Here is a 23,609-nt window from a genome sequence, read left to right on the forward strand (position 1 = left end):
CGCCAAGTGATCAGGAATCTGCTCGTCGCCAACCGCGGCGAGATCACCCGCAGGGTGTTCCGGACCTGTGCCGAGCTCGGCATCGGCCGGGTCGCCGTGTTCTCCGACGCGGATGCGGACTCACCGCACGTGGCGGAGTCCGATGCCGCGGTGCGGCTGCCGGGCAACGCGCCGTCCGAGACCTACCTCCGGACCGAGCTGCTGATCGAGGCCGCGGCCGCGACCGGCGCGGACGCCGTGCACCCCGGTTACGGCTTCCTCTCGGAGAACGCGGCCTTCGCTCGTGCGGTCACCGACGCCGGGCTGACCTGGGTCGGCCCGCCGCCGTCCGCGATCGAGACGATGGGCTCGAAGGTCGAGTCGAAACGGCTGATGGATCGCGCCGGGGTGCCGGTGCTGGCCGAGCTGGACCCGGAGCAGGTGACCGAGGCCGATCTTCCGCTGCTGGTCAAGGCTTCCGCCGGGGGCGGTGGCCGGGGCATGCGCGTCGTGCGCGAGCTGGGCGAGCTGGCCGACGCGGTGGCCGGTGCCGCCGCCGAAGCCGGGTCCGCGTTCGGCGACGCCACCGTGTTCTGCGAGCGTTATCTCCCCACCGGCCGGCATATCGAGGTGCAGGTGCTGGCCGACGGCCACGGCACGGTGTGGGCGCTTGGCGAGCGGGAGTGCTCGATCCAGCGGCGGCACCAGAAGGTGGTCGAGGAGGCGCCGTCGCCGTTCGTGGACGAGGCCATGCGGGAGGAGCTGTTCGACGCGGCCCGCAAGGCGGCCAAGGCGATCGAGTACGTCGGTGCCGGCACGGTGGAGTTCCTCGCCGCTGAGGACGGCCGGTTCTACTTCCTGGAGATGAACACCCGGCTGCAGGTGGAGCATCCGGTGACCGAGTGCGTCACCGGTCTCGACCTCGTCGCGCTCCAGCTGCGCGTAGCCGAGGGAGCCCGGCTGCCGCTGGAGCCTCCACAGTGGACAGGTCATGCGATTGAAGTCCGGCTGTACGCGGAGGATCCGGCCGCCGGGTGGCAGCCGCAGAGCGGCACCCTGCACCGCTTCGAGCTGCCCGGCGTGGATGCTGAGTTCGCCATCCCAACAGGGGCCGGCCTGCGGCTGGACTCCGGGGTGGTGGACGGTTCGGTGATCGGCGTGCACTACGACCCGATGCTGGCCAAGGTGATCGCGGTGGCGCCGGACCGGGCCGAGGCGGCGAGGCGGCTGGCCACGGCGCTGGCCGGGGCGAAGATCCACGGCGTGGTCACCAACCGGGACCTGCTGGTGAACGTGCTGCGGCACCGGGCCTTCCTCGCCGGGGAGACCGATACCGCGTTCTTCGACCGGCACGGCCTGGACGAGCTGTCACGCCCGCTGGCGAGCGAGGAGTCGGTGCGGCGGTCCGCGCTGGCCGCGGCGCTGGCGGCCGCGGCCGGGAACCGGGAGCGAGCAGGTGTGCTGGGCGGGCTGCCCAGTGGCTGGCGAAACCTGCCTGCGGCCCCGCAGCGCAAGCACTACACCGCTGGTGACGCCGAGTACGAGGTGACCTACCGGCTCGGCCGGTCCGGGCTGATCGCGGACGGTCACCCGGACGTCGAGCTGGTCGAGTCCGGCCCGGAGCGCGTCGTGCTGGACATCGCGGGGGTGCGGCGGCATTTCGACGTCGCCGCGTACGACGGCGTGGTGTGCGTGGACTCGGCGCTCGGCCCGGTCACCTTCACCGCGTCGCCGCGGTTCGCCGACCCCGACGCGGCGCTGGCGGCGGGTTCGCTGCTGGCGCCGATGCCGGGCACCGTGCTGCGGGTCGCGGCTTCGGTGGGCGACCGGGTGACGGCCGGTGCGCCGTTGCTGTGGCTGGAGGCGATGAAGATGGAGCACCGGATCTCCGCGCCGGCGGACGGGGTGCTCACCGAGCTGCCGGTGGCCGTCGGGCAGCAGGTGGAGCTCGGCGCGGTGCTCGCGGTGGTCCAGGACGAAGGAGAGCAGCAGTCATGACGATGAACTTCACCGAGTCGGAAGAGCGCATCGCGCTGCGGAAGGCGGCCGGCGACCTCGGTCGGAGCTACGGGCATCAGTACTACCTGGAGCGGGCCCGCTCGGGCGGGCACACCACCGAGCTGTGGGACGAGGCCGGGCGGCTCGGCTATCTCGGCGTCGCGGTGCCGGAGGAGTACGGCGGTGGCGGCGCCGGCATCGGTGACCTGGCCGCGGTCTGCGAGGAGTTCTGCGCGGCCGGCACGCCGATGCTGCTGATGGTGGTCTCTCCGGCGATCTGCGCCACCGTGATCGCCAGGTTCGGCACCGACGAGCAGAAGAAGAACTGGCTGCCCCGGTTCGCCACCGGCGAGGTGCGGATGTCCTTCGCCATCACCGAACCGGACGCCGGCTCGAACTCGCACAAGATCACCACCACCGCCCGCCGGGACGCGGGCGGCTGGATCCTCAGCGGCCGCAAGGTGTTCATCTCCGGGGTGGACGAGGCCGACGCGGTGCTGGTCGTGGGCCGCACTGAGGACGCTAAGACGGGCAACCTCAAGCCGGCCCTGTTCATCGTGCCCACCGACACCCCCGGCTTCGAGTACAAGAAGATCGAGATGGACCTGGTCTCCGCGGACAGCCAGTTCGGGCTGTTCCTGGACGACGTGAAGCTGCCCGCCGAGGCGCTGGTGGGTTCGGAGGACGCGGCGATCGCGCAGCTGTTCGCCGGGCTCAACCCGGAACGCATCATGGGCGCCTCCTTCTCGCTCGGGGTGGCCAGGTACGCGCTGGACAAGGGCGTGGCCTACGCCAAGGACCGCAGCGTGTGGAAGGGCGCGGCGATCGGCTCGCACCAAGGCCTGGCGCACCCGCTGGCGCAGGTGAAGATCGAGACCGAGCTGGCGAAGCTGATGACCCAGAAGGCCGCCGCGCTGTACGACTCCGGGGACGACTTCGGTGCGGGCGAGGCGGCGAACATGGCCAAGTACGCCGCCGCCGAAGCGGCCATCCACGCGGTGGACCAGTCGGTGCAGGTGCACGGCGGCAACGGTCTTGCGTCCGAATACGGCCTCGGCACCCTGCTGGCCGCGGTCCGGGTCGGCCGGATCGCGCCGGTGAGCCGGGAGATGGTGTTGAACTTCGTCGCCCAGCACAGCCTCGGGCTGCCCAAGTCGTACTAGGAGGGGAAAGCATGAGCACTTTGGCGGGGAAGACGCTGATCATGTCCGGTGGCAGCCGGGGGATCGGTGAGGCGATCGCGATCCGGGCCGCGAAGGACGGTGCCAACGTCGCGATGATCGCCAAGACCACCGAACCGCATCCCGCGCTGCCGGGCACCATCTACACCGCAGCCAAGGCGGTGGAGCAGGCCGGCGGCCAGGCGCTGCCGCTGGTCGGCGACATTCGCGACGACGAGGCCGTGGCCGCGGCGGTGGCCAAGGCCGCCGAGCAGTTCGGCGGGATCGACATCGTGCTGAACAACGCCAGTGCGATCGATCTGACGCCGACCGAGTCGGTGAGCATGAAGCGCTACGACCTGATGCAGGACATCAACGCGCGCGGTTCGTTCCTGCTGTCGAAGCTGGCCATCCCGCACCTGCGCCAGGCGGCCAACGCGCACATCCTCACCCTGTCGCCGCCGATCAGCCTCGACGAGAAGTGGTTCACCGCCGGGCACCTCGCGTACAGCATCGCGAAGTACTCGATGAGCCTGGTGACCGTCGGGCTGGCCGCCGAGCTGAAGAAGGACGGGATCGCGGCGAACTCGCTGTGGCCGCGCACCACCATCGACACCGCGGCGATCCGCAACGTGGTCGGCGCGGCGCTGGCGGACCGCTCGCGGACACCGGAGATCATGGCCGACGCGGCGCACGCGATCCTGGTCCGGCCGAGCGCGGAGTCCACCGGGAACTTCTACATCGACGACGAGGTGCTGGCCGAAGAGGGCGTCACCGATTTCGCGAAATACCGGCTGTGCGAGCGCGAGGAGGATTTGCAGCTGGACTTCTGGGTGGAGCCGTCCTGACCAGCGGTACCGGGCGCGAGCCCCAGCAGGAGCGCAGCCGGACCACCCGGCGGCGGCTGGTCGACGCGGCCGTGGAGTGCATCGCCGAGCTGGGCTGGAACGGCAGCACGGTGGCGGTGATCGCGGAACGGGCCGGGGTCTCCCGCGGTGCCGCCCAGCACCACTTCCGAACCAGGGAGGACCTGGTGATCGCGGCGGTGGAGCACGTGGGGGAGGAGCGGATCGTCGAGCTGCGCCGCAAGGCCGGCGACCTGCCAGCGGGCAGCTCGCGGATCGAGCCCGTGGTGGAGATGCTGCTGAACCTCTACGCCGGTCCGATGTTCCGTGCGGCGCTGCACCTGTGGGTGGCCGCGTCCACCGACGACGCGCTGCGCGCCACCCTGGCCCCGCTGGAGGCCAGGGTGGGCCGGGAGGCACACAGGGTGGCGCTCGAGTTACTGGGGGTCGACGAGTCGCATCCGGGTGTCCGCGAACTGGTTCAGGCCACTCTCGATCTCGCCCGCGGGCTCGGCCTTGCCAACCTGCTGACCGACGATGCCAAGCGCCGCAAGCAAATAGTCCGTCAGTGGGCGCGGGTGCTGAAGCCGGTACTGCCCGTCGCGGTACCGGCCGGAACCGGACCTGAAGAACTAACGTCCTAAAACTCGATAACGCGACGAGGCCGCGCGACGATAGCAGAGTGTAGTTGTGAAAGATTATTCGAGGGGGATGACCGACAATGTCCGCTGGGGTGGAGCTGTCGCATCGGGCGATGGCGATGTTGAGGGCGGTGGCCGCGAGGCGCGCCGTGATGTCCTGTAGCTGCGAGCCGGACCTGTTCATCGACGGGTTCGCCTGCTGCGACCAGATGACCGCGCACGCGCTCGCGCGCAGTGGCTACATCCGGCCGGCCGAGCTGGCCACGGTCGGTGGCCGGGTGGCCGCCGAGCTGACCGAGGCCGGTCAGGCCGCGCTGAAGATCACCGCCGTCGCCTGAGCCGTACTTCGTGGTGGGTTTCCGGCGCGGCGAATCGTAGCAACCGCGCCCCCTCCGCGGTCAGCGCTGCGGTGTCCTTTTTGGACAGTTCGGCGAACGGTTCGACGCGCAGGGTGGCCGCACCCGACGAGCGTTCGATCTTCCAGATACCCCGCACCGTCCCGTTCACCAGGATGGTCGCCTTGATGATGCCGTTCACGGTGAACACCTGCTTGCGGGCTTCTTCGGAGATCACCCGGGTGCGGTCGGCGTGCGCGAGCAGCAGGTTGTCGAATTCCGGCAAGAACCGGACCGGAGCGGGCACGCCGGGGTCGGGCCGGGGTGCTTCCGGCAGGTCGAACAACTCCCGGCCGCGCTCGTCCGCGAACACGCGCAGCCGCGGCCGCAGCCGCTCGAACACCTCGCCCAGCCCGGTCAGCCCGCTCCACTGCTGCGCGTCCGCCGTACTGGCAGGGCCGAACGCGGCCAGATAGCGGAGCACCAGCTCCTCCGGCGCGGTCTGCCGTTCCAGCGGCGTGCCGAGCCAGCGCTGCGCGGTGGTGGACCTGGCCTGCCCGCTCTTGCCCCAGATCCCGCGCGGCGGCACCTGCACCAGCGCGAGCAGCCCGCGCGCGTGCCTGGCCAGCGCGTCCGCCGGGCGGTCCGGGAACCGCGCCCGGAGCGCTTCGCCGAGCTCGGTGTTGGTGAGCGGCCGTTCGGTCAGCAGCTCGGTGGCCGCCGCCAGTACCGCCGGGATATCCGCTCCGGCCATCGTGCGGCCCAGCGGGGTGGACATCAGGCCCTTGGCCACCGCGGGGCCCAGCAGCTCCCGGAACCGCACGCAGTCTTCGGCGGTGACCAGGTGCACGGTGGAGCGCATCATCGCGAGCCGGACCACTCGCCGGTCGTCCAGTGGCCCGGCCAGCTCGTCGGGCTGGAAGTCCTTCAACCGCGTCCACAGCCCGAAGTAGGGCGGGAACGGGGCCTGAGCCTGTAGCCCGGCCAACCGCTCGACGGCCAGCACGGCCGGCATTTCGTGCCGCTTCAGCAGCAGCTGCCTTGCCAGCAGCGCGCGGTTGAGCGCCCGGTCGCCGAGCACCGCAGGGGAACTGTCCATACCGGAACGATACTCAGCCGGACGGACTTTTCCCTTGCGCCGCAAAGATGTGCCGCCAGTGCTCGGCGGCCTGTGCCATATCGCGGCCGACCAGGGTGAAGAACTCGCCCATCTGCCGGAGCCTGGTGCCGGCCGGGGTGCCGGCGCCGAGCACCTCGGCGCCAAGCTTGGCGGACGCCGCCCACGTCTCGCAGATCTGGACCTCCCGCGCGCACGCCCGGTACCAGACGTCGTCGTCGATGACGTACCGTTCGCGTCGCCGCCGGGGGTCGCGTTCGCGGCGCACCAGGCCCAGCTGCCCGAGATAGCCGACGGCCTTGGAGATCGAGGCCGGGCTGACCTCCAGCCGCTGCACCAGCTCGGCCGCGGTGAGCTCGCCGGCGTCGCTGGTCATCAGGCAGGAGAGCACCCTGGCCATCATCGGCGGCAGCCCCGTCCGCGACATGGTCTCGGTGAACTGCCGCTCGAAGTCGCGCACCGCCTCGCGATCACGCCCGTACGCGTCGGGAGTGCTGGTCGCTCGCGGGGGCCGCACCGGCTTGCGCCGCCGGGCGCGGCCCTCGGTCGCGCGGTGCGCCTGATCCGCCCGGTAGGCGTGCCTGCCGCCGTTGTGGAGCACCTCGCGGCTGATGGTCGACGTCGGGCGGTCCAGCCGCCTGGCGATCTCGGCGTACTGAAGTCCTTCGGCCAGGCCCGCGGCGATCTGCCCGCGGTCCTCGTGGTTCAGGCGGCCTCCCGGCATCCGTACCCGCCCCTTTCGTTCGCTGCTCGTCGGAGCACAGTGTGCGTTCAGCGGCAGCACATTGCAACAATGGCGCCGTTTCGACCATTGCATTCGCGGGCAGATTCATTGCAACGAAGCTGCAAAATGCCGTATTAACAAGAGGAAATGTGCGCAGCGATAGTTGCTCGTGTATAAAACGCAACGTAGCCTTCGTTATTAGATAAAGGTTTGCCGAGGCTGATCACGCCCGGCCGGAAGGAACCCGAGATGACCAAGTCCCACCCCGCGGTATCACTGCCGACCACGCGTACCCCGGGCTGCCCGTTCGATCCGCCCCCGGAGCTGGCCGGGCTGCGCGCGGAAGATCCGATCGTCCGGCTGAACTACCCGGACGGGCACGTCGGCTGGTTGGTGACCGGGCACGAGCAGGCCCGCGCGGTACTGGCCGACCCGAGGTTCAGTGCGCGGGCCGAGCTGATGCACCTGCCGACCGCCGGCGCGGCGGTCACCGGAAAGCCGCAGCCGGCGCCGCCGGGGGTCTTCGTGCAGACCGACCCGCCCGAGCACACCCGTTACCGGCGCCTGCTCACCGGCCAGTTCACCGTCCGGCGGATGCGCCTGCTCACCGCGCGGATCGAGGAGATCACCGCCGAGCACCTGGACGCGATGCAGCGCCACGGCCCGTCGGTGGACCTTGTCCAGGCGTTCGCGATGCCCATTCCGGCGCTGGTGATCTGCGAACTGCTCGGCGTGCCCTACGCCGATCGGGAAAGGTTCCAGCGGTACGCGACCGTGTTGGCCGGCCAGGGTTCGCCGGAGGAGGTGTACGCCGCCTACACCGCGATCCAGGAGTTCCTGCGCGAGCTGATCGCGGCCAAGCGCGCCGAGCCCACCGACGACCTGCTTAGCGGTCTGCTGGCCAGCGACCTCACCGACGAAGAGCTGTCCAACGTCGGCTTCACGCTGCTCGGCGCCGGGCTCGACACCACCGCGAACATGCTGGCACTGGGCGCTTTCGCGCTACTTCGCCATCCCGACCAGCTCGCCTTACTGCGCGCGGACCGCGATCTGGCCGAGCAGGCCACCGAGGAGCTGCTGCGGTACCTGAGCATCATCCCGTTCACTGTCCGGATCGCGCTGGCCGACCTGGAACTGGACGGCCACCGGATCAGCGCCGGTGACGCGGTCACCGTCTCGGTCCCGGCGGCCAACCGCGACCCGGAGCGCTTCCCCGACCCCGACACCCTCGACCTGCGCCGGCCGACCGCCGGGCATGTGGCCTTCGGGCACGGCATTCACCAGTGCCTCGGCCAGCAGCTGGCCAGGGTCGAGATGCAGGTGGGCTATCCGGCGCTGTTCGAGCGCTTCCCGACGCTGCGCCTCGCCGTGCCGCCGGAAGAGGTGCCGACGCGCGAGGACCTGCTCATCTACGGGGTGCACTCGCTCCCCGTCACCTGGAACGCGACCTAGCCGACCGCCGGGACAGCGCCGCGCCCAAGTCCGTGAAGGGCACCTTGCCTGCCATCAAAGTAGGCAAGGTGCCCTTCACGGACAGTGCGGCAGGGGTGCGGCAGGGGTGGGGAGCTAGCCGGTGTAGGAGGCGACGATCTTGGTGAACTCCCAGGTGCCCTGCGGGATACCGCTGCAGTCGCTGGACGAGCCGCCGCAGTCGCGGTCGCGGTTGGTGGCCCAGAAGGTGAACCGGCCGAGGTGCTTGCCGGCCGCGTAGTCCTTGATGGCGGCGAAGTTGGCCCCGGTGACGGTCTCGCCGGTGTCGGTCTTGCCGTTCATCGAGGACAGCCCGGCGCGCCGGTACGCCTCGTCGTCGGACCAGCCGAAGGCGGCCTTGAGCCGTTGCTGCAGCCCGTCCACCGCGCTCTTGGTGGAGGCCACCATGTCACCGCCGGAGCCGAAGTTGAACGGCATCACCGACCAGACGTCCACCCCGGCGTCGAGCGCCTTGCCCTGGGTGATCAGCCGCTGGCCCCAGCTGTTCGGGCCGGACCGCGCGGTGGGCATGGTGATCACGGTCTTCACCGAGGGGTTCTTCTGCTTGACGATCTTCAGCGCGCCCAGCACCCGGTCCTGTACCGCGTTGTTCTCGAACTCCTGAGCTTCGATGTCGATGTCGATGGCCTTGAGCTGGTAGGCGTCGATCACCTTCTGGTACGCCGCGGCCAGCGCGGTCGGCGAGGAGCAGAACTGCCCGAGCTTGTTGCCGGACCAGCCGCCGAAGGAGGGGATCACCTCGCCGCCGGCGGCCCGGATGTTCTTGATCAGGGTGGCGTCGGCGCCGGTCAGCTCGCGCTGGCCGTCCCACTTGGGATTGCAGGTGCCGTCGGACAGGATGAACGCCAGGGTGAACGCCTTGACGCCGCTGGCGGACATCACGCTGGTCGCGCTGGGCACGTTGCCCCACTGGTAGAGGTAGGGCGAAGCGGTCACCGGGTCCACCGCGGCGGCCTGGGCCGGTGCGGCCACGCTCGCCGATATGGCGAGGGCGGCGCCGGCCGCGACGGTCAGCAGTTGCCGGATACTTTTCATGGGTCCTCCAGGGGTGCGGACCCGCCGTGGCAGGCCCGCTGGAAGGAGCACCTCCGACGCCAGGGCGGCGGAATCAGCGAGGAGGGTGCTGTCGGCACCGGCCACGGTGGACTAGACCAATTGTGCCTGTCAAGGAACTACCCCGTCCGGCCCAATACGATCGTGCTGCCCCACGGTGATCTCGTCGAGCTTGCCGCGCAGGTACTCCGAAGCCACGACCTCCGGATATCGCGTGCTGCCAAGGGGCGGTGCCAGCGAGTTGATGCGCGCGTCGTGGTCGGTCTCGTAGAAGAAGATCAGCGAGACCAGGTCCTCGTCCGGTGCGCTCGGGTCCGGCGGCAGCACGCGATGCCGGGTGGACCGCCAGCGGTCGCCAGTCCAACGGGCCATCAGGTCGCCGATGTTGACGGTGAACGCGGTCGGGTCGAAGGGCGCGTCCTCCCACCGGCCGTCACTGGTGCAGACCTGCAGCCCGCCGACCCCGGCCTGGCGGTCCAGCACGGTCACGGTGCCGAAGTCGGTGTGCGGGCCGATCCGGAACTGCCCTGCCTCCGGCGTGCCGACCCGGCTCATCGGCGGATACCAGTTGATGTTGAAGGTGTAGGTGGGATGGCCGGTGTGCCGGGTGAAGAACTCCGCCGGCAGGCCGAGCGCGGCGGCGAACACGGTCAGCAGTTGGTCCGACAGCGTGCGCATCCGGGACAGGTACTCGCGAGCGGTCGCGGCCAGCTCCGGCACCTCGTCCGGCCAGACGTTGGGCTGGAACCAGAACGCGTCCACCTCCGGGTCCCCGACCGCATCGTCCGCACCGACCGAATAGGACTCTTTGAGATCCGGCGGGCTTTCGGTGCCCTCGGCGTAGGCGTTGGCCTCCACTCCGGGCGGCAGCCAGCCCCGTCCGCCGACGGTCACCGCGTACGCCGCCTTCGTGGCTTCCGGTAGCGCGAAGAACCGGCGCGCCAGCGCGCGGGTCCGGTCGCGCAGCTCGTCCGGCACGCCGTGCCCGGTGACCATCAGGAAGCCGGAGTCGCGCAGCGCGGTGTCCACTGCGGACGCGACCTGGTCGCGGTCGCGGCCGGTGCCGTGGAACCAGGGGGAGAGGTCGATCAGCGGAACCGGCATGGCACTCCTTTTGGCTAGCTGTCCGCCTCGACGCCGATGTCCTCGAACCACAGTTCGGGATGCTCGGCGATGAACCTGGTCATCAGCGCGGTGCAGGTTGGGTCGTCGAGCACGGTGATCTCGACCCCGTGCTCGGCCAGCCAGTCGTGCCCGCCGTGGAAGGTGCTCGCTTCGCCGATCACCACCCGCGGGATGCCGAACTGGCGGACAAGGCCGCTGCAGTACCAGCAGGGGGACAGGGTGGTGACCATGATCGTGTCCCGGTAGTGCGGGCGGCGCCCTGCCGCCCGGAACGCCGAGGTTTCCGCGTGCATGGACGGGTCGCCGTCCTGCACTCGCCGGTTGTGCCCGCTGCCGAGCAGCTCACCGTCCACAGTGCACAGCGCGGCGCCGATCGGCACCCCGCCCGCCGCCTCGCCGAGCCGTGCCTGCTCGAGGGCGGGGGCGAGCAGCCGCCGCGGATCGATCGTGCTCATCCACCTACTCTCGCGGGGTGGCCGCGTCCTTGGCAAGCGGCTTCGTGGCACTGGCTCGCTTGGCGAGCACCGCGATCGAAGCCAGCGCGACGATCGCGAGCAGCATGATGTACCCGGAGACGGCCATCGAAGTGCCGGTCGACTCCAGCAGCAGCACCATGATGAACGGGGCCAGCCCCCCACCGACCACCGCGCTGAGCTGGTAGCCCAGCGACGCCCCGGTGTAGCGCATCTTCGGGGTGAACAACTCCGCGAACAAGGCGGCCTGCGGGCCGTACATGATGCTGAGGAACACGCTGCCCACGAACGAGCCGATCGCCAGCGCCACCAGCGATTTGGTGTCGATCAGCAGGAACATCGGCACCGCCCAGAGCAGCAGCCCGACCGCGCCAGCCGCGTAGATCCGGATCCGGCCGATCCGGTCGGACAGCGCCGCAGCGAGCGGGATGATCGCCAGCTGGGTGCAGCTGACCAGCAGCGTGGTGGCCAGCACAGGGCCGCGGGCCATGCCGAGGTGGCGCGTGGTGTAGTCCAGGGTGCCGGTGATCAGGATGTAGAAGGTGGCGGTGTTGACCGCGAACGACCCGCCGGCCAGCAGCACCGTGCCAAGGTGGCCGCGCAGGATCAGCCGGAGCGGCGACGTCGCGCGCCCGCTCTGTTCGGCCGCGAACTTGGCCTCCGCCTGGCGGAACTCCGGGGTCTCCTCGACCCGGGTGTGGATGAACCAGGCCAGCACCAGCACCAGCACCCCGATCAGGAACGGGATCCGCCAGCCCCAGGACAGGAAGTCCGCCGGCGGCGCGGCCTGCTCGGCGAGCAGGAACACCGAGTTCGCCAGCACCACCCCGATCGGCACGCCCAGCTGCACCATGCTGCCGTAGAGCCCGCGCTTGCCCGGCGGTGCGTATTCGGTGGCCATCAGCATCGCCCCGCCCCACTGGGCGCCGACCGCCATGCCCTGCACCAGCCGCAGCAGCACCAGCAGGATCGGCGCCGCGATGCCGATCGAGGCGTAGGAGGGCAGCAGCCCGATGCCGGTGGTGGCGACCCCCATGATCGCCACCGCGGCGACCAGCATCGGCTTGCGGCCGTACCGGTCGCCGAGGTGGCCGGCGACGATGCCGCCCAGCGGCCTGGCCAGGAAGCCCACCGCGAAGGTGGCGAACGAGGCGAGTACGCCGGCGACCGGGTTGGCCGCCGGGAAGAAGGTCTTGCCGAACACCAGCGCGGCGGCGATGCCGAAGACGAAGTAGTCGTACCACTCGACCGCGGAGGCGAGTGCGGCCGCGGTGGCGGCCCGTTTGCGTTGCCGGTTGGAAGTGGTGGAAGCGTCGTTCATGGCGTTTCTACCTCCGGTCACTGCGGGCTAGAAGTCCGCCGAAGTTACCAACCGCTTAGTATGTGGTCAATGTCTCATCCCGATAGATACCGACCGGTTGGTATGCCAGGCTGGCCGCAGCCGGACCAGTGGAGGTGATTCGGTGAGCCGTCAGGACGGGGACGCGCCGAGCATCCGCAGCACCAGGTCCGCGTACTCGCGGCCGAGTGCCCTCGGTGTCTTCCGCATCCGGTCGCTGTACCAGCGGGCCACGTCCACCCCGAGCGAGAGCACCGCGCGGGCCGCCGTCTTCGGCTCGCCGACCACGAAGTCCCCGTTCTCGCTGCCTTCCACGATCAGCTCGCGGACCAGCTGCTCGATCCGCCGGCGCAGCTCGGCGACGATCTCGTACTCGTGGTCCGGCAGCGCCTGCAGCTCGTACTGCACGACCCTGGCCACGGTGTGCCGGCGGGCGTGCCAGGCCACGAAGTCCTCGACCAGCTTGGCCATCCGCTCCGGCGGCGGGCCCTTGCGCGCGGCCACCGCCTCCACCAGTGCGAGCGTCTGCTCGTGCCCGTACTTGCTGATCGCGAACAGCAGCGCGGCCTTGGAGGGGAAATGCACGTAGAGCGCGGCCGGGCTCATCCCGGCGCCGCCCGCGATGTCCCGGGTGGTGGTCGCGTGGTAGCCGCGCTTGGCGAAGGACTCGACGCCGGCCAGCATCAGCCGCCGGGCGGCCTCGGGTTGCACGTCCGGCCACAGTTCCGCGGACAACGACATGGTCATGGCGGAATCCTGCCCCATCTCTCGTGCTGCCGGTGCGGGCCGCTGTCCCGCGGTGCCCTTGACACCGGTGGCCGCGCCTTCCCATTGTAAGCGAGCGCTTAGTCGTACGGTCGCATTGTTCGTCAACCAGCACAGAGGAGAACCGCCGCCGTGAACTCGTTCAAGGACCGCGTCGCACTGGTCACCGGCGCGAGCAGGGGCATCGGCCTCGGCATCGCGAAGGAACTGGTCCAGCGGGGCGCGAAGGTGTGCATCACCGCACGCAAGCCCGAACCGCTGGCCGAGGCCGTCGCCGAGCTGGGCGGGCCGGAAGTCGCGCTGGCGGTGCCGGGCAAGGCGGACGACCCGGCGCACCAGCAGGACGCCGTGGCGAAGGCGGTGGACGCCTTCGGCCGGCTCGACATGCTGGTGAACAACACCGGGATCAACCCGGTGTTCGGCCCGACGCTGGACATCGAGCAGGAGGCGGCGGCGAAGATCCTCGCGGTGAACGTGCTCGCGCCACTGGCCTGGACCAGGGCCGCCCGCGACGCCTGGATGGGCGAGCACGGCGGCTCGGTGGTGAACGTGGCCTCGATCGCGGGCCTGCACGCCTCGCCCGGCATCGGCATGTACGGGGTGAGCAAGGCCGCGCTGATCCGGCTCACCGTGGAGCTGGCCGCCGAGCTCGGGCCGGGTATCCGGCTGAACGCGGTCGCGCCGGCCGTGGTGAAGACCAAGTTCGCCACCGCGCTGTACGAAGGTCGCGAGGAAGAGGTTTCCGCCGCGTACCCGATGAAACGGCTCGGTGTGCCCGCGGACATCGCCAGTGCGGTCGCCTTCCTGCTCTCCGAAGAGGCGAGCTGGATCACCGGCCAGACCCTGGTGCTGGACGGCGGCGTCACCCTGGTCGGTGGCCTGTGAGCGCCGGGCTGAAGGATGCCGGGATCGTCGTCACCGGTGGCGGCGGCGGGATCGGCGCGGCACTGGCCCGCCGGTTCGTCGCCGAAGGAGCCCGTGTGGTGGTGGCGGACCTGGACGGCGATGCGGCCACCGCGGTGGCTGGGGAGATCGGCGGAGTGGCCTTCGCCGGGGACGTCGCCACCGAGGACGGGCTGGCGCGGCTGCTGGCGCGCTCGCGCGAGGAGTTGGGCACGATCGACGTGTTCTGCGCCAACGCCGGGATCGCGCCGCACGGCGGGCCGGAGACCCCGGAGGACGTCTGGGCGCAGGCATGGGACGTCAACGTGATGGCCCATGTGCGGGCGGCCAAGGCGCTGCTGCCGGACTGGCTGGCGGCGGGCCGCGGGCACTTCGTCGCCACCGTCTCCGCGGCCGGGCTGCTCACCAGCCTCGGCTCGGCGCCGTACTCGGTCACCAAGCACGGCGCGCTGGCCTTCGCCGAATGGCTGAGCGCGACCTACCGGCACCGCGGGATCACCGTGCAGGCGATCTGCCCGCAGGGCGTGCGGACCAGGATGCTCGCGGACGCGGGCGAGGCGGGCGAGCTGATCATGGGCGCGTCCGCGATCGAGCCGGAGCAGGTGGCCGACGAGCTGCTGCGCGCGATCGAGGAGCGGCGCTTCCTGGTGCTGCCGCATCCCGAGGTGGCCGGTTACTACGAGGCCCGCGCCACCCAGACCGACCGCTGGCTTGGCGGGATGAACAAGCTCCAGCGCAAGGTGGAGCAGTCGCTCGGTGAGTGAGGACTGGCGGCAGGAGGTCGAGGAGATCGCGCGGCGGCGGGAGCTGGCCGCGCGGTTGGGCGGCCAGCGGAAGGTCGACAGGCAGCACGCGGCGGGCAGGCTCACCGTGCGCGAGCGGATCGAGGCGCTGGTCGACGCGGGCAGTTTCGACGAGGTCGGCGCGCTGGCCGGGCTCGCCGTGCACGACGAGGACGGCAGGGTCGCCGAGTTCACTCCGGCCAACTTCGTGGTCGGCACGGCACGGCTGGACGGCAGGCGGATCGCGGTCGGCGGGGATGACTTCACCGTGCGCGGCGGCGCCGCCGACGCCGGGATCATGGAGAAGCAGGTCTACGCCGAACGTCTCGCCAACGAGCTCGGCATGCCGCTGGTCCGGCTGATCGAGGGCACCGGTGGCGGCGGCAGCGTGAAAATGCTGGAGCAGCACGGTTTCAGCTATGTGCCGGCCAACCCGGGCTGGGATCTGGTGGTGGACAACCTCTCCGCGGTGCCGGTGGTGGCCGCCTGCCTCGGCCCGGTGGCCGGGCTCGGCGCGGCCAGGGCGGTGATGGCCCATCTGTGCGTACTCGTCGAGGGCGCCGGGCAGCTGTTCGTGGCGGGGCCGCCGCTGGTCAAGCACGCGACAGGGGAGGACCTGACCAAGGAGGAGCTCGGCGGCGCCGGCGTGCACCGGCGCAGCGGTGCGGTGGACCGGCTGGCCGGCAGCGAGGCCGAGGCGTTCGAGCTGATCCGTGCCTTCCTCGGCTACCTTCCGTCCACTGTGGACGAGCTACCGCCGGTGACGGCGTCGGACGACGATCCGGAGCGTCGTGCCGAGGCGCTGCTGTCGCTGGTGCCGCGGAACCGGCGTCGTCCGTACCAGCTGCGGCCGTTGCTGGACGGGGTTTTCGACGCGGGCTCGGTGTTCGACTACGCGGGTTACGGCGGTTCCGCCTACACGGGACTGGCGCGTTTGGACGGTCACCCGGTCGGCGTGCTGGCCACGGACCCCTACCGCGGCGCGACGCTGACCGCCGACGGGGCGGACGCGATCACCCGGCTGGTGGACCTCTGCGAGACCTTCCACCTGCCGGTGGTCAGCCTGACCGACCAGGCCGGCATGGTGATCGGACTGGCGGGGGAGAAGCGCGGCTCGATCCGGCACGGCGCTCGCGCGATCACCGCCGTCTACCAGGCACGGGTGCCGGCGGCCGAGGTGATCGTCCGCCGGGTGTTCGGGGTCGGCGGCGCGGGCATCACCAACCGGCACCGGCTGGTCCGGCGGTGGGCGTGGCCGTCCGGCGACTGGGGCTCGTTGCCGGTCGAAGGCGGGATCGAGGCGGCCTACCGGGCGGAAATCGAAGCGTCGCCGAACCCGGCGGAGCACATCGAGGCGATCCGCGAACGGCTGGACCGGGTCCGCTCGCCGTTCCGGACCGCGGAGAAGTTCCTCGTCGAGGACATCATCGACCCCCGCGAAACCCGCCGGCGCCTGTGCGAATGGGTGCACGACGCCTACCGCGTGCTGCCGAAACTGCTCGGCCGCCCTTCCTTCGGCACCAGGCCCTGACTGCTACTGGGAGTGGCGACTCTGGTACAAAAAGTCACCGTACGGCCCAGTTGAGGGGTGCTCGGGGTTCCTCTCGGTACGCTGGTCGATCGGGGTGGCGATGCACGAGGAGGGCGGGCGCATGACGGAAGCTGGTACGGACAAAGCGGTCCCGGAGCCGGAGGACTCGGTGCCGCGGCGGCTGCTGTCGGTCGCCACGAAGCTGTTCGCCGACAAGGGTTTCGACCGCACCTCCGTGCAGGAGATCGTGGTCGCCGCCGGGGTCACCAAGGGGGCGATGTACCACTACTTCGACTCCAAGGACGATCTGCTCTCCGAGATCTACGGCCGCGTGCTGCGGGCGCAGACCGAGCAGCTGGAGCGGGTGGCGGACGGCACCGCCCCGCTGCGGGATCGGCTGCGCACCGCCGCCGCCGATGTGGTGGTCAGCAGTATCGCCAACCTGGACGACACCAAGATCTTCATGCGGTCGATGCACCAGCTCACCCCGGAGAAGCAGAAGGCCGTGCGGGCCGAGCGCCGCCGTTACCACGAGCGGTTCCGCGCGCTGGTCGAGGAAGGCCAGCGGTCCGGGGAGTTCCGCGCGGACCAGCCCGCCGAACTGGTGGTGGACTTTTTCTTCGGCTCGGTGCACCACCTGGGTTTCTGGTACCGGAGCACGGGCGCGCTGACCGCGCGCGAGGTGGCCGACCACTTCGCCGACCTCCTCCTCAACTCCCTTCGCCCCTGACCAAAGGGCAAATAGCCGGCTTTTTGCCCTTTGGTCGCAGCGTCAGCCGGTGGTGGGATCCAGGCCGCGCAGCACCGCGGCCAGGCCCCGGCGGAAACTCTCGGCGTCGCCGAGGCGCCGGGCGGCGGTGGCGGTTTCGGAGAGCAGCGGGAAGTCCTCTGGGGAGAGCGCGGCCAGGGTGGCCGTGCCCGCGCCGGACAGCGGGCCGAGCAGTTCGGCCTGCAGCGAGCCGAACAGGTAGCTCAGCACGGTCCGGAACGCGATCACCCTGTTCCTGCCGGTGAAACCCGCTTCGGTCAGCACGCCTAGCACCGACTCGGTCCAGTGCCAGGACGCGGCGGACCGGTCGCGGTGGGCCATCAGCAGCGGCGCCAGCTGGGGGTGTGCGCCCGCCACGTCGCGCATCCGTTCCACCAGCGCCGTCACCCGCTTCGGCCATGGCCCGCGGCTGGGCGCGACGGTGTCGACCTCGCCCAGCACCTTGTCGACGACCAGCGCTTCGAGCTGTTCGCGGTCTTCGACGTAGCGGTACAGCGACATCGTGCCCATGCCGAGCTCGACGGCGACCGCGCGCATCGACAGCGCGGCGAGGCCGTCCCGGTCGATCACCGCGAGCGCGGCCGCGGCGATCCCGGCGTGGGTCAGTGAGCGAGGGCGAGGCATGGCCTTGACAGCGTACAGCGTGCGCGCATAACTTCGTAAGCGTACAGCGCACGCCTAAAATGACGAGGTGAATCCGTGCCAGGGAAGAGAACCGGCGACGTGGTGTCCACACGCGAACTCGAAACGGTGTCCGGCGGACCGGTCGAGGTGCCCCACCAGGACCGGCTGGTGCACCTGCAGTTCCGGCGGTTCGCCGGCTGCCCGGTGTGCAACCTCCACCTGCGCTCGATCGTGCGACGGCACGACGAGATCGAGGCTGCGGGTGTCACCGAGGTGGTGCTGTTCCACTCACCCGCCGACGAACTCCGCGAGCACGTCAGCGAGCTGCCCTTCGCGGTGGTCGCCGATCCGGGCAAGCGGCTCTACACCGAGTTCGGCGTCGAGTCGGCCCGCCGCTCGCTGCTGGACCCGCGCGCCTGGCCGCACATCCTGCGTGCGGTGGCGACCTCCGTGCCCGCGATGATCGCCAAGCGCATCCCGTCGCCAGCGCCAAGCCCGGACGGCGGGCGACTGGGGCTGCCCGCGGACTTCCTGATCGCCCCGGACGGCCGCGTGCGCGCCGTGAAGTACGGGGAGCACGTCTACGACCAGTGGTCCGTGGACGAACTGCTGGAACTGGCCCGCGCGTAGGTGCGTTTCGGGACCCGTCCCGGCCCGGAGGCGCTAGCGTCGCCGTGACGAAGGAAGGGGCGAACATGCGACGGGTTCACCACGCGATGCTGGCCGGGGTCGCCGGAATGCTGCTCGCCTCCTGCGGGAGCGAGCCGCCGCCGCAGAGCCCGCCGCCCGCTCCGTCTTCATCGTCATCGTCATCGCCATCGTCTACGCCGAGCCCGGAGCCGACGCCGGAACTGATGCCCGAGGCGGCGGAGGCGTACCGGGCCGCCGCGGAGCAGTACCCGGACGTGGACGGGAACCTGGACCGGTGCACCCTGGAGACTCCGCTCACCGACAAGGCCTGCGGCTCGGCGCTCAAGGCGGCCTCGAAGGTCGCCGCCGGCACCGCGGAGCGGCTGCGCGCGATGGACGAGTTGCGCCACGGCGCCGTCATCTCCGCGGCCGACCAGGTCGATGCCGACTTTTCCCAGGTGGGGCAGTCGATTCCGTGCTACGGCCTGAGCTCGGCGCAGCCGCCACCGCCGCCGCTGCGCGCCGAGGCGCAGAGCATCTGCGCGGAGGCCGCCGCCATCACCAAGACCGAATGGAACCTGTTCCGTTCGCAGGTCGAGATCGCCAGCGGCGCCGACCTCGGATAACCGCTGGTCCGTGGTCGTGAGTGGAAAGTGTTAGCCCGGGTGCGGGTGTCCCGCATGACGCCGGGAACACTTTCCACTCACGACGTCAGTCAGGCGGGGAGATCGATCAGCCTGGCCAGTGCGGCGCGGTGGCGGCCTGGGGTGCCGAGGGCGATCTCGTCGGCCTTGGCGCGCTTGAGATAAAGATGCGCGGGGTGTTCCCAGGTCATCCCGATACCGCCGTGCAGTTGGATGGCCTCTTCGGCGGTGTGCACCGCGATGCCGGAGCACGACGCCTGCGCGATGGCCACCGCCACCGCGGTGTCCTCGCTGCCGGTCGCCAGCGCGTCCGCCGCGTACCGGGCGGCCGCCCGCGCGGAGACCAGGTCGAGGTAGAGCTCGGCCAGCCGGTGCTTGAGCGCCTGGAACGAGCCGACCGGGCGGCCGAACTGGTAGCGCTCCTTGACGTAGCGCACCGTTTCGTCCAGGCACCACTGCGCCACGCCGAGCTGTTCGGACGCGAGCAGCCCGGCGCCGACGGTGAGCGCGTGCCGGACCGCGGCCGCCGCGTGCTCCGGGCCGGCCACCAGCCGCGCCGGCGCACTCGCCAGCGTCACGTCGGCGACCGGGCGGGTCAGGTCCAACGAGGTCACCCCGGTGACGGTCACCCCGTTCGCACCCGCGTCCACCGCGTACAGCCCGGGACCGTCGGGCCCGACGGCGGGCACCAGCAGCAACTCGGCGACCGAGGCGTCGGCCACGGTGCCGGCCCGGCCGGTGAGCGTGCCGTCCGCCTCCGCCCGCACCGAACCCGGGAAGCTCGCACTGGGCAAAGTGGACAGTGGCACGGCCAGCGCGCCGAGCAGCGCGCCCGAGGCGAGCTTCGCCAGCGGTTCGGCCACCTCCGGCCGTGCCGTGTCCGCGCCGAGCAGTGCCGAGGTCGCCAGCACCGCACTGCCGAGGAACGGCACCGGCGCGAGGCTGCGGCCCAGCTCCTCCAGCACCACGGCGGTCTCCCTGGTGGACGCGCCCTGCCCGCCCAGTTCCTCGGGCACGTGCAGCCCGGCGGCACCGAGGTCGGCGGCCAGGGTGCGCCACAGCTTCAGGTCGTACGGTTCGTCGCTCTCCACCCTGGCCAGCACCTTGGCCGCGTCGGCCCGGTCGGCCAGCAGGTCGCGCACGCTCGCCCGGAGGTCCTGCTCGACCTCGGAGTACAGCAGGTCGGCATCCTTCTGCGCGTTCATCGTGGCAGGTCCTTCCAGGCGACGTCCTTGTCCACCCGCGGTTCGGACGGCAGCCCGAGCACACGTTCGGCGATGATGTTGCGCAGCACCTCGGAGGTGCCGCCTTCGATGGAATTGCCCTTCGCGCGCAGGTACCGGTACCCGGCTTCGCGGCCGATGAAGTCCACCGACTCCGGGCGGCGCAGGGTCCAGTCGTCGTACCGCAGCCCCTCTTCACCGAGCATCTCCACCTCCAGCCCGGAGAGCTGCTGGTTCAGCCGGGCGAACGCCAGCTTCATCGCCGAGCCCTCCGGACCCGGCGCCCCGGCCGCGAGCTGCTGGCGCAGCCGAGTACCGGCGAGCCTGGTCGTTTCCGCGTCCACCCACAGCCGGAGCAGCCGGTCGTGCAGTTCGGCGGTGCGCAGCTCCGGCCGTTCGCGCCAGGTTTCCGCGACGATGCCGACCAGGCCGCCTTCGCGGGGCTGCGCGTTGCCGCCGATGGCGACGCGCTCGTTCATCAGCGTGGTCTGCGCGACCTGCCAGCCGGCACCCACCTCGCCAAGCCGGTGCGCGTCCGGGATCCGCACGCCGGTCAGGAAGACCTCGTTGAACTCGGCCTCGCCGGTGAGCTGGCGCAGCGGCCGGACCTCGACCCCGGGGTCGGTCATGTCGCAGATGAAGTAGGTCATGCCGCGGTGCTTCGGCACGTCCGGGTCGGTCCTGGTGACCAGGATGGCGAACCGCGCGATATGTGCCACCGAGGTCCACACCTTCTGCCCGGTGACCACCCAGTCGTCGCCGTCGCGGACCGCGCGGGTGCCCAGCGCGGCGAGGTCGGAACCGGCGCCCGGCTCGCTGAACAGCTGGCACCACACTTCCTCGCCAGTCCACAGTGGACGAAGGAAGCGCGCTTTCTGCTCGGTGGTGCCGAAGTTCAGGATGGTCGGTGCCGCCATGCCGAGCCCGATGCCGATCCGGCGCGGGTTGTTGTCCGGCGCGCCTGCCGCCGCGAACTCGGCTTCCACCACGGCCTGCAGGGCACGTGGGGCACCCTGGCCGCCGAGCCCGGCGGGGAAGTGCACCCAGGCCAGCCCGGCGTCGAACCGGGCGCGCAGGAACTCCAGCCGGTCGGTGCTCGCCGGGTCGTGCCCGGCGAGGAACTCGTGGACCTGTTCGCGAAGCTGCTCGGGGGTCATCGCGAACCGCCTTCCTGGCGGTACTTCTTCAGCTCGCGGTGGGCCAGCGAGCGCTTGTGCACCTCGTCGGGCCCGTCGGCCAGCCGCAGCATCCTGGCACCGGTCCACAGTTCGGCGAGCGGGAAGTCCTGGCTCACCCCGCCCGCGCCGTGTGCCTGGATCGCCTTGTCCAGGATCCATTCGACCGAGGCCGGGGTGGAGATCTTGATCGCCTGGATCTCGGTGTGCGCGCCCTGGTTGCCCACGGTGTCCATCAGCCACGCGGTCTTGAGCACCAGCAGCCGCAGCTGCTCCACCCGCACCCGCGATTCGGCGATCCAGTCCTGCACCACGCCCTGCTGCGCGATCGGCTTGCCGAAGGTGCTGCGCGACATGGTGCGCCGGCACATCAGCTCGATCGCCCGCTCGGCCATCCCGATCAGCCGCATGCAGTGGTGGATCCGGCCGGGTCCGAGCCTGGCCTGGGCGATCGCGAACCCGCTGCCCTCGCTGTCGAGCAGGTTCTCGGCCGGCACCCGGACGTCGTCGAAGATCACCTCGGCGTGCCCGCCGTGGTCGCCGTCGGTGTAGCCGAACACCCGCATGCCGCGCTTGACGTGCAGGCCGGGGGTGTCCCGCGGCACCAGGATCATGCTCTGCTGGCGGTGCGGCTCGCCGTCCGGATCGGTTTTGCCCATCACGATGAAGATCTTGCAGTCCGGGTTCATCGCGCCGGAGATGTACCACTTGCGCCCGTTGATCAGGTACGAGTCGCCGTCGCGCTCGATCCTGGTGGCGATGTTGCGCGCGTCGGACGAGGCGACGTCCGGCTCGGTCATCGCGAATGCGGACCGGATCTCGCCGTCCAGCAACGGTCGCAGCCACTGCTTCTGCTGCTCGGGGGTGCCGAACATGGCCAGCACTTCCATGTTGCCGGTGTCCGGCGCCGCGCAGTTCAGCGCGGTGGGCGCCAGGCTCGGGCTGCGGCCGGTGATCTCGGCCAGGGGTGCGTATTGGAGGTTGGTCAGTCCTGGGCCGTGCTCGCCGGGCAGGAAGAAGTTCCACAGCCCGCGCTTGCGCGCTTCGGCCTTGAGCTCTTCGACGATCGGCACGCTCGCCCAGGGGTTTTCGCGTTCCTCGAGCTGCTGGTGGAACACCGGTTCGGCGGGGTAGACGTGCTCGTCCATGAAGGCCAGCAACCGCTCCCGCAGCTCCTCGGTCTTGGCGTCGTAAGAGAAATCCATCAGTGCCCCTTTTGTAGGGTTTCGTTGCCACGTTCCACCAGTGGGGTCACGCCCGCGCCGATTTCGGCGAAGCCCGCGCCGACCGTCTGGCCCTTGCTGAAGCGGTAGTAGATGCCTTCCAAGATCACTGCCAGTTTGAAGAACGCGAACCCGACGTACCAGTTCAGCGCGGAGACGTCGCGGCCGGAGCGTTCGGCGTAGCGCGCGACGACTTCGTCCGAACCGGGATAGCCGGGGGCGGCGCTGACGTTCGAGACCATCTTCAGGTTCAGGTCACCGCGCTGGGCGTAGGCCACCAGCAGCGCCACGTCGGTGAGCGGGTCGCCGACCGTGGACATCTCCCAGTCCAGTACCGCGGTGATCCGGTCGTCGGAGTCCACCAGCACGTTGTCCAGCCGGTAGTCGCCGTGCACGATCGCCGGATCGGGTGACACCGGCAGGCTGGCCACCAGCCGCTCGTGCAGTTCCTCGATGCCGGGCAGCTCGCGGCTGCGGGAGCCGTCGAGTTGCTTCTTCCAGCGGCGGAGCTGGCGCTCCAGAAATCCTTCCGGGCGGCCGAAATCGCTCAGGCCCACCGAGGCCGGATCGACCGCGTGCAGGTCGACAAGGGTGTCCACCAGTGACAGCGCGATCGCCCTCGTCCGTTCCGGGCCGAGTGCGATCAGCTCCTGGTCGCTGCGGTACGGGGTGCCGGTGACGAACTCCATCACGTAGAACGGCGCGCCGAGCACGGCCGCGTCCTGGCAGAGCAGCAGCGTCTCGGGCACCGGCACCGCGGTCGGGTGCAGCGCGGTGATCACCCGGTGCTCCCGCGCCATGTCGTGCGCGGTGGGCAGCACGTGCCCGAGCGGCGGACGGCGCACCACCCAGCTGGACCGGCCGTCGTCGACCACGTAGGTGAGGTTGGACCGGCCGCCCTCCACGCGCCGTCCGCTGAGCGAGCCGGTCACCAGCCCTGGCAGGTGCTGGTCGAGATGTTCGCGCAGGCGCCCGAGATCGAGGCCCGGCGGGTCGGCTTGGTTCATCTGGCCCTCCATGCCAGTACAGTACCGACTGGTCGGTATGTCGCACAATGCGA

The 23,609-nt window shown here is 70.6% G+C and carries 24 protein-coding genes; 12 read left to right on the forward strand and 12 right to left on the reverse strand.

The features are described 5' to 3' along the window. The first annotated feature begins 6 nt into the window (after nt 1-6). From AMYNI_RS0135040 to AMYNI_RS0135060, 5 genes are all read left to right on the forward strand, one after another. Nucleotides 7-1,977 (forward strand): ATP-binding protein, encoded by a 1,971-nt coding sequence (locus AMYNI_RS0135040; protein ID WP_020672778.1) that lies wholly within the window; start codon nt 7-9, stop codon nt 1,975-1,977. 2 nt (nt 1,978-1,979) lie between these two features. Then, nucleotides 1,980-3,140 (forward strand): acyl-CoA dehydrogenase family protein, encoded by a 1,161-nt coding sequence (locus AMYNI_RS0135045; protein WP_026361324.1) that lies wholly within the window; start codon nt 1,980-1,982, stop codon nt 3,138-3,140. A gap of 11 nt (nt 3,141-3,151) precedes the next feature. Continuing rightward, nucleotides 3,152-3,985, forward strand: coding sequence for an SDR family oxidoreductase (locus AMYNI_RS0135050; protein ID WP_020672780.1), 834 nt, complete (start codon nt 3,152-3,154; stop codon nt 3,983-3,985). Then, complete coding sequence (locus AMYNI_RS0135055) at nt 3,982-4,626, forward strand: TetR/AcrR family transcriptional regulator (protein ID WP_026361325.1); 645 nt, start codon at nt 3,982-3,984, stop codon at nt 4,624-4,626. Before AMYNI_RS0135050 ends, AMYNI_RS0135055 begins: the two co-directional genes overlap by 4 nt. Nucleotides 4,627-4,703: 77 nt before the next feature. Beyond that, on the forward strand, nt 4,704-4,961 hold the full coding sequence (locus AMYNI_RS0135060) for a hypothetical protein (RefSeq protein WP_026361326.1): 258 nt from the start codon (nt 4,704-4,706) through the stop codon (nt 4,959-4,961). Here AMYNI_RS0135060 and AMYNI_RS0135065 read toward each other — a convergent pair. Together AMYNI_RS0135065 and AMYNI_RS0135070 are read right to left on the reverse strand one after the other, a co-directional pair. Then, complete coding sequence (locus AMYNI_RS0135065) at nt 4,945-6,057, reverse strand: winged helix DNA-binding domain-containing protein (protein ID WP_020672783.1); 1,113 nt, start codon at nt 6,055-6,057, stop codon at nt 4,945-4,947. The genes AMYNI_RS0135060 and AMYNI_RS0135065 overlap by 17 nt on opposite strands. Before the next feature lie 13 nt (nt 6,058-6,070). After that, entirely contained in the window at nt 6,071-6,799 is a 729-nt protein-coding gene (locus AMYNI_RS0135070; RefSeq protein WP_020672784.1) for a GbsR/MarR family transcriptional regulator, read from the reverse strand. A gap of 249 nt (nt 6,800-7,048) precedes the next feature. Here AMYNI_RS0135070 and AMYNI_RS0135075 point away from each other — a divergent pair, with 249 nt between their 5' ends. After that, nucleotides 7,049-8,251: a cytochrome P450 gene (locus AMYNI_RS0135075; protein WP_020672785.1), complete on the forward strand. Its 1,203-nt coding sequence runs from the start codon at nt 7,049-7,051 to the stop codon at nt 8,249-8,251. Nucleotides 8,252-8,365: 114 nt separating this feature from the next. Here the strand turns inward: AMYNI_RS0135075 and AMYNI_RS0135080 are convergent, their stop codons facing one another. The 5 genes from AMYNI_RS0135080 to AMYNI_RS0135100 form a co-directional block, all read right to left on the reverse strand. Next, a complete protein-coding gene (locus tag AMYNI_RS0135080; RefSeq protein ID WP_020672786.1) occupies nt 8,366-9,325 on the reverse strand; it encodes a chitinase in 960 nt (319 codons plus the stop codon). A 129-nt stretch (nt 9,326-9,454) separates the two neighbouring features. Next, the gene (locus AMYNI_RS0135085; protein ID WP_020672787.1) at nt 9,455-10,447 is read right to left on the reverse strand and encodes an isopenicillin N synthase family dioxygenase; all 993 of its coding nucleotides are present in this window, start codon (nt 10,445-10,447) and stop codon (nt 9,455-9,457) included. 14 nt (nt 10,448-10,461) lie between these two features. Beyond that, nucleotides 10,462-10,923: a nucleoside deaminase gene (locus tag AMYNI_RS0135090; RefSeq protein WP_020672788.1), complete on the reverse strand. Its 462-nt coding sequence runs from the start codon at nt 10,921-10,923 to the stop codon at nt 10,462-10,464. A gap of 4 nt (nt 10,924-10,927) precedes the next feature. Continuing rightward, nucleotides 10,928-12,262, reverse strand: coding sequence for an MFS transporter (locus tag AMYNI_RS0135095; protein ID WP_020672789.1), 1,335 nt, complete (start codon nt 12,260-12,262; stop codon nt 10,928-10,930). Between the two features lie 150 nt (nt 12,263-12,412). Continuing rightward, nucleotides 12,413-13,027 (reverse strand): TetR/AcrR family transcriptional regulator, encoded by a 615-nt coding sequence (locus AMYNI_RS0135100; RefSeq protein WP_020672790.1) that lies wholly within the window; start codon nt 13,025-13,027, stop codon nt 12,413-12,415. A 150-nt stretch (nt 13,028-13,177) separates the two neighbouring features. Here AMYNI_RS0135100 and AMYNI_RS0135105 point away from each other — a divergent pair, with 150 nt between their 5' ends. The 4 genes from AMYNI_RS0135105 (at nt 13,178) to AMYNI_RS0135120 (ending at nt 16,991) form a co-directional block, all read left to right on the forward strand. Further along, entirely contained in the window at nt 13,178-13,930 is a 753-nt protein-coding gene (locus AMYNI_RS0135105; protein WP_020672791.1) for an SDR family oxidoreductase, read from the forward strand. After that, entirely contained in the window at nt 13,927-14,712 is a 786-nt protein-coding gene (locus AMYNI_RS0135110; protein ID WP_020672792.1) for an SDR family oxidoreductase, read from the forward strand. Before AMYNI_RS0135105 ends, AMYNI_RS0135110 begins: the two co-directional genes overlap by 4 nt. Continuing rightward, nucleotides 14,705-16,261, forward strand: coding sequence for an acyl-CoA carboxylase subunit beta (locus AMYNI_RS0135115; protein ID WP_020672793.1), 1,557 nt, complete (start codon nt 14,705-14,707; stop codon nt 16,259-16,261). Before AMYNI_RS0135110 ends, AMYNI_RS0135115 begins: the two co-directional genes overlap by 8 nt. A 121-nt stretch (nt 16,262-16,382) precedes the next feature. Further along, nucleotides 16,383-16,991, forward strand: coding sequence for a TetR/AcrR family transcriptional regulator (locus tag AMYNI_RS0135120; RefSeq protein WP_020672794.1), 609 nt, complete (start codon nt 16,383-16,385; stop codon nt 16,989-16,991). Between the two features lie 42 nt (nt 16,992-17,033). Here the strand turns inward: AMYNI_RS0135120 and AMYNI_RS0135125 are convergent, their stop codons facing one another. Beyond that, the gene (locus tag AMYNI_RS0135125; RefSeq protein WP_020672795.1) at nt 17,034-17,654 is read right to left on the reverse strand and encodes a TetR/AcrR family transcriptional regulator; all 621 of its coding nucleotides are present in this window, start codon (nt 17,652-17,654) and stop codon (nt 17,034-17,036) included. 75 nt (nt 17,655-17,729) lie between these two features. Here AMYNI_RS0135125 and AMYNI_RS0135130 point away from each other — a divergent pair, with 75 nt between their 5' ends. Next, on the forward strand, nt 17,730-18,284 hold the full coding sequence (locus AMYNI_RS0135130; protein WP_026361327.1) for a peroxiredoxin-like family protein: 555 nt from the start codon (nt 17,730-17,732) through the stop codon (nt 18,282-18,284). 65 nt (nt 18,285-18,349) lie between these two features. Continuing rightward, nucleotides 18,350-18,910 carry a hypothetical protein gene (locus AMYNI_RS0135135; protein WP_157357577.1) on the forward strand — a complete coding sequence of 187 codons (561 nt, stop codon included), beginning with the start codon at nt 18,350-18,352 and terminating at the stop codon, nt 18,908-18,910. Nucleotides 18,911-18,999: 89 nt separating this feature from the next. Here the strand turns inward: AMYNI_RS0135135 and AMYNI_RS0135140 are convergent, their stop codons facing one another. From AMYNI_RS0135140 to AMYNI_RS0135155, 4 genes are read right to left on the reverse strand one after another with little or no spacing between them, the layout of a single operon-like run. Continuing rightward, nucleotides 19,000-20,133 carry an acyl-CoA dehydrogenase family protein gene (locus AMYNI_RS0135140; protein ID WP_020672798.1) on the reverse strand — a complete coding sequence of 378 codons (1,134 nt, stop codon included), beginning with the start codon at nt 20,131-20,133 and terminating at the stop codon, nt 19,000-19,002. Beyond that, entirely contained in the window at nt 20,130-21,308 is a 1,179-nt protein-coding gene (locus tag AMYNI_RS0135145) for an acyl-CoA dehydrogenase family protein (RefSeq protein ID WP_020672799.1), read from the reverse strand. Before AMYNI_RS0135145 ends, AMYNI_RS0135140 begins: the two co-directional genes overlap by 4 nt. Beyond that, nucleotides 21,305-22,531 (reverse strand): acyl-CoA dehydrogenase family protein, encoded by a 1,227-nt coding sequence (locus tag AMYNI_RS0135150; RefSeq protein WP_020672800.1) that lies wholly within the window; start codon nt 22,529-22,531, stop codon nt 21,305-21,307. Before AMYNI_RS0135150 ends, AMYNI_RS0135145 begins: the two co-directional genes overlap by 4 nt. Then, a complete protein-coding gene (locus AMYNI_RS0135155) occupies nt 22,531-23,556 on the reverse strand; it encodes a phosphotransferase family protein (protein WP_020672801.1) in 1,026 nt (341 codons plus the stop codon). The genes AMYNI_RS0135150 and AMYNI_RS0135155 overlap by 1 nt, the downstream gene beginning before the upstream one ends. Nucleotides 23,557-23,609 lie beyond the last annotated feature (53 nt).

Origin of the sequence: Amycolatopsis nigrescens CSC17Ta-90 (genome assembly GCF_000384315.1) — a bacterium.
GTDB lineage: Bacteria > Actinomycetota > Actinomycetes > Mycobacteriales > Pseudonocardiaceae > Amycolatopsis > Amycolatopsis nigrescens.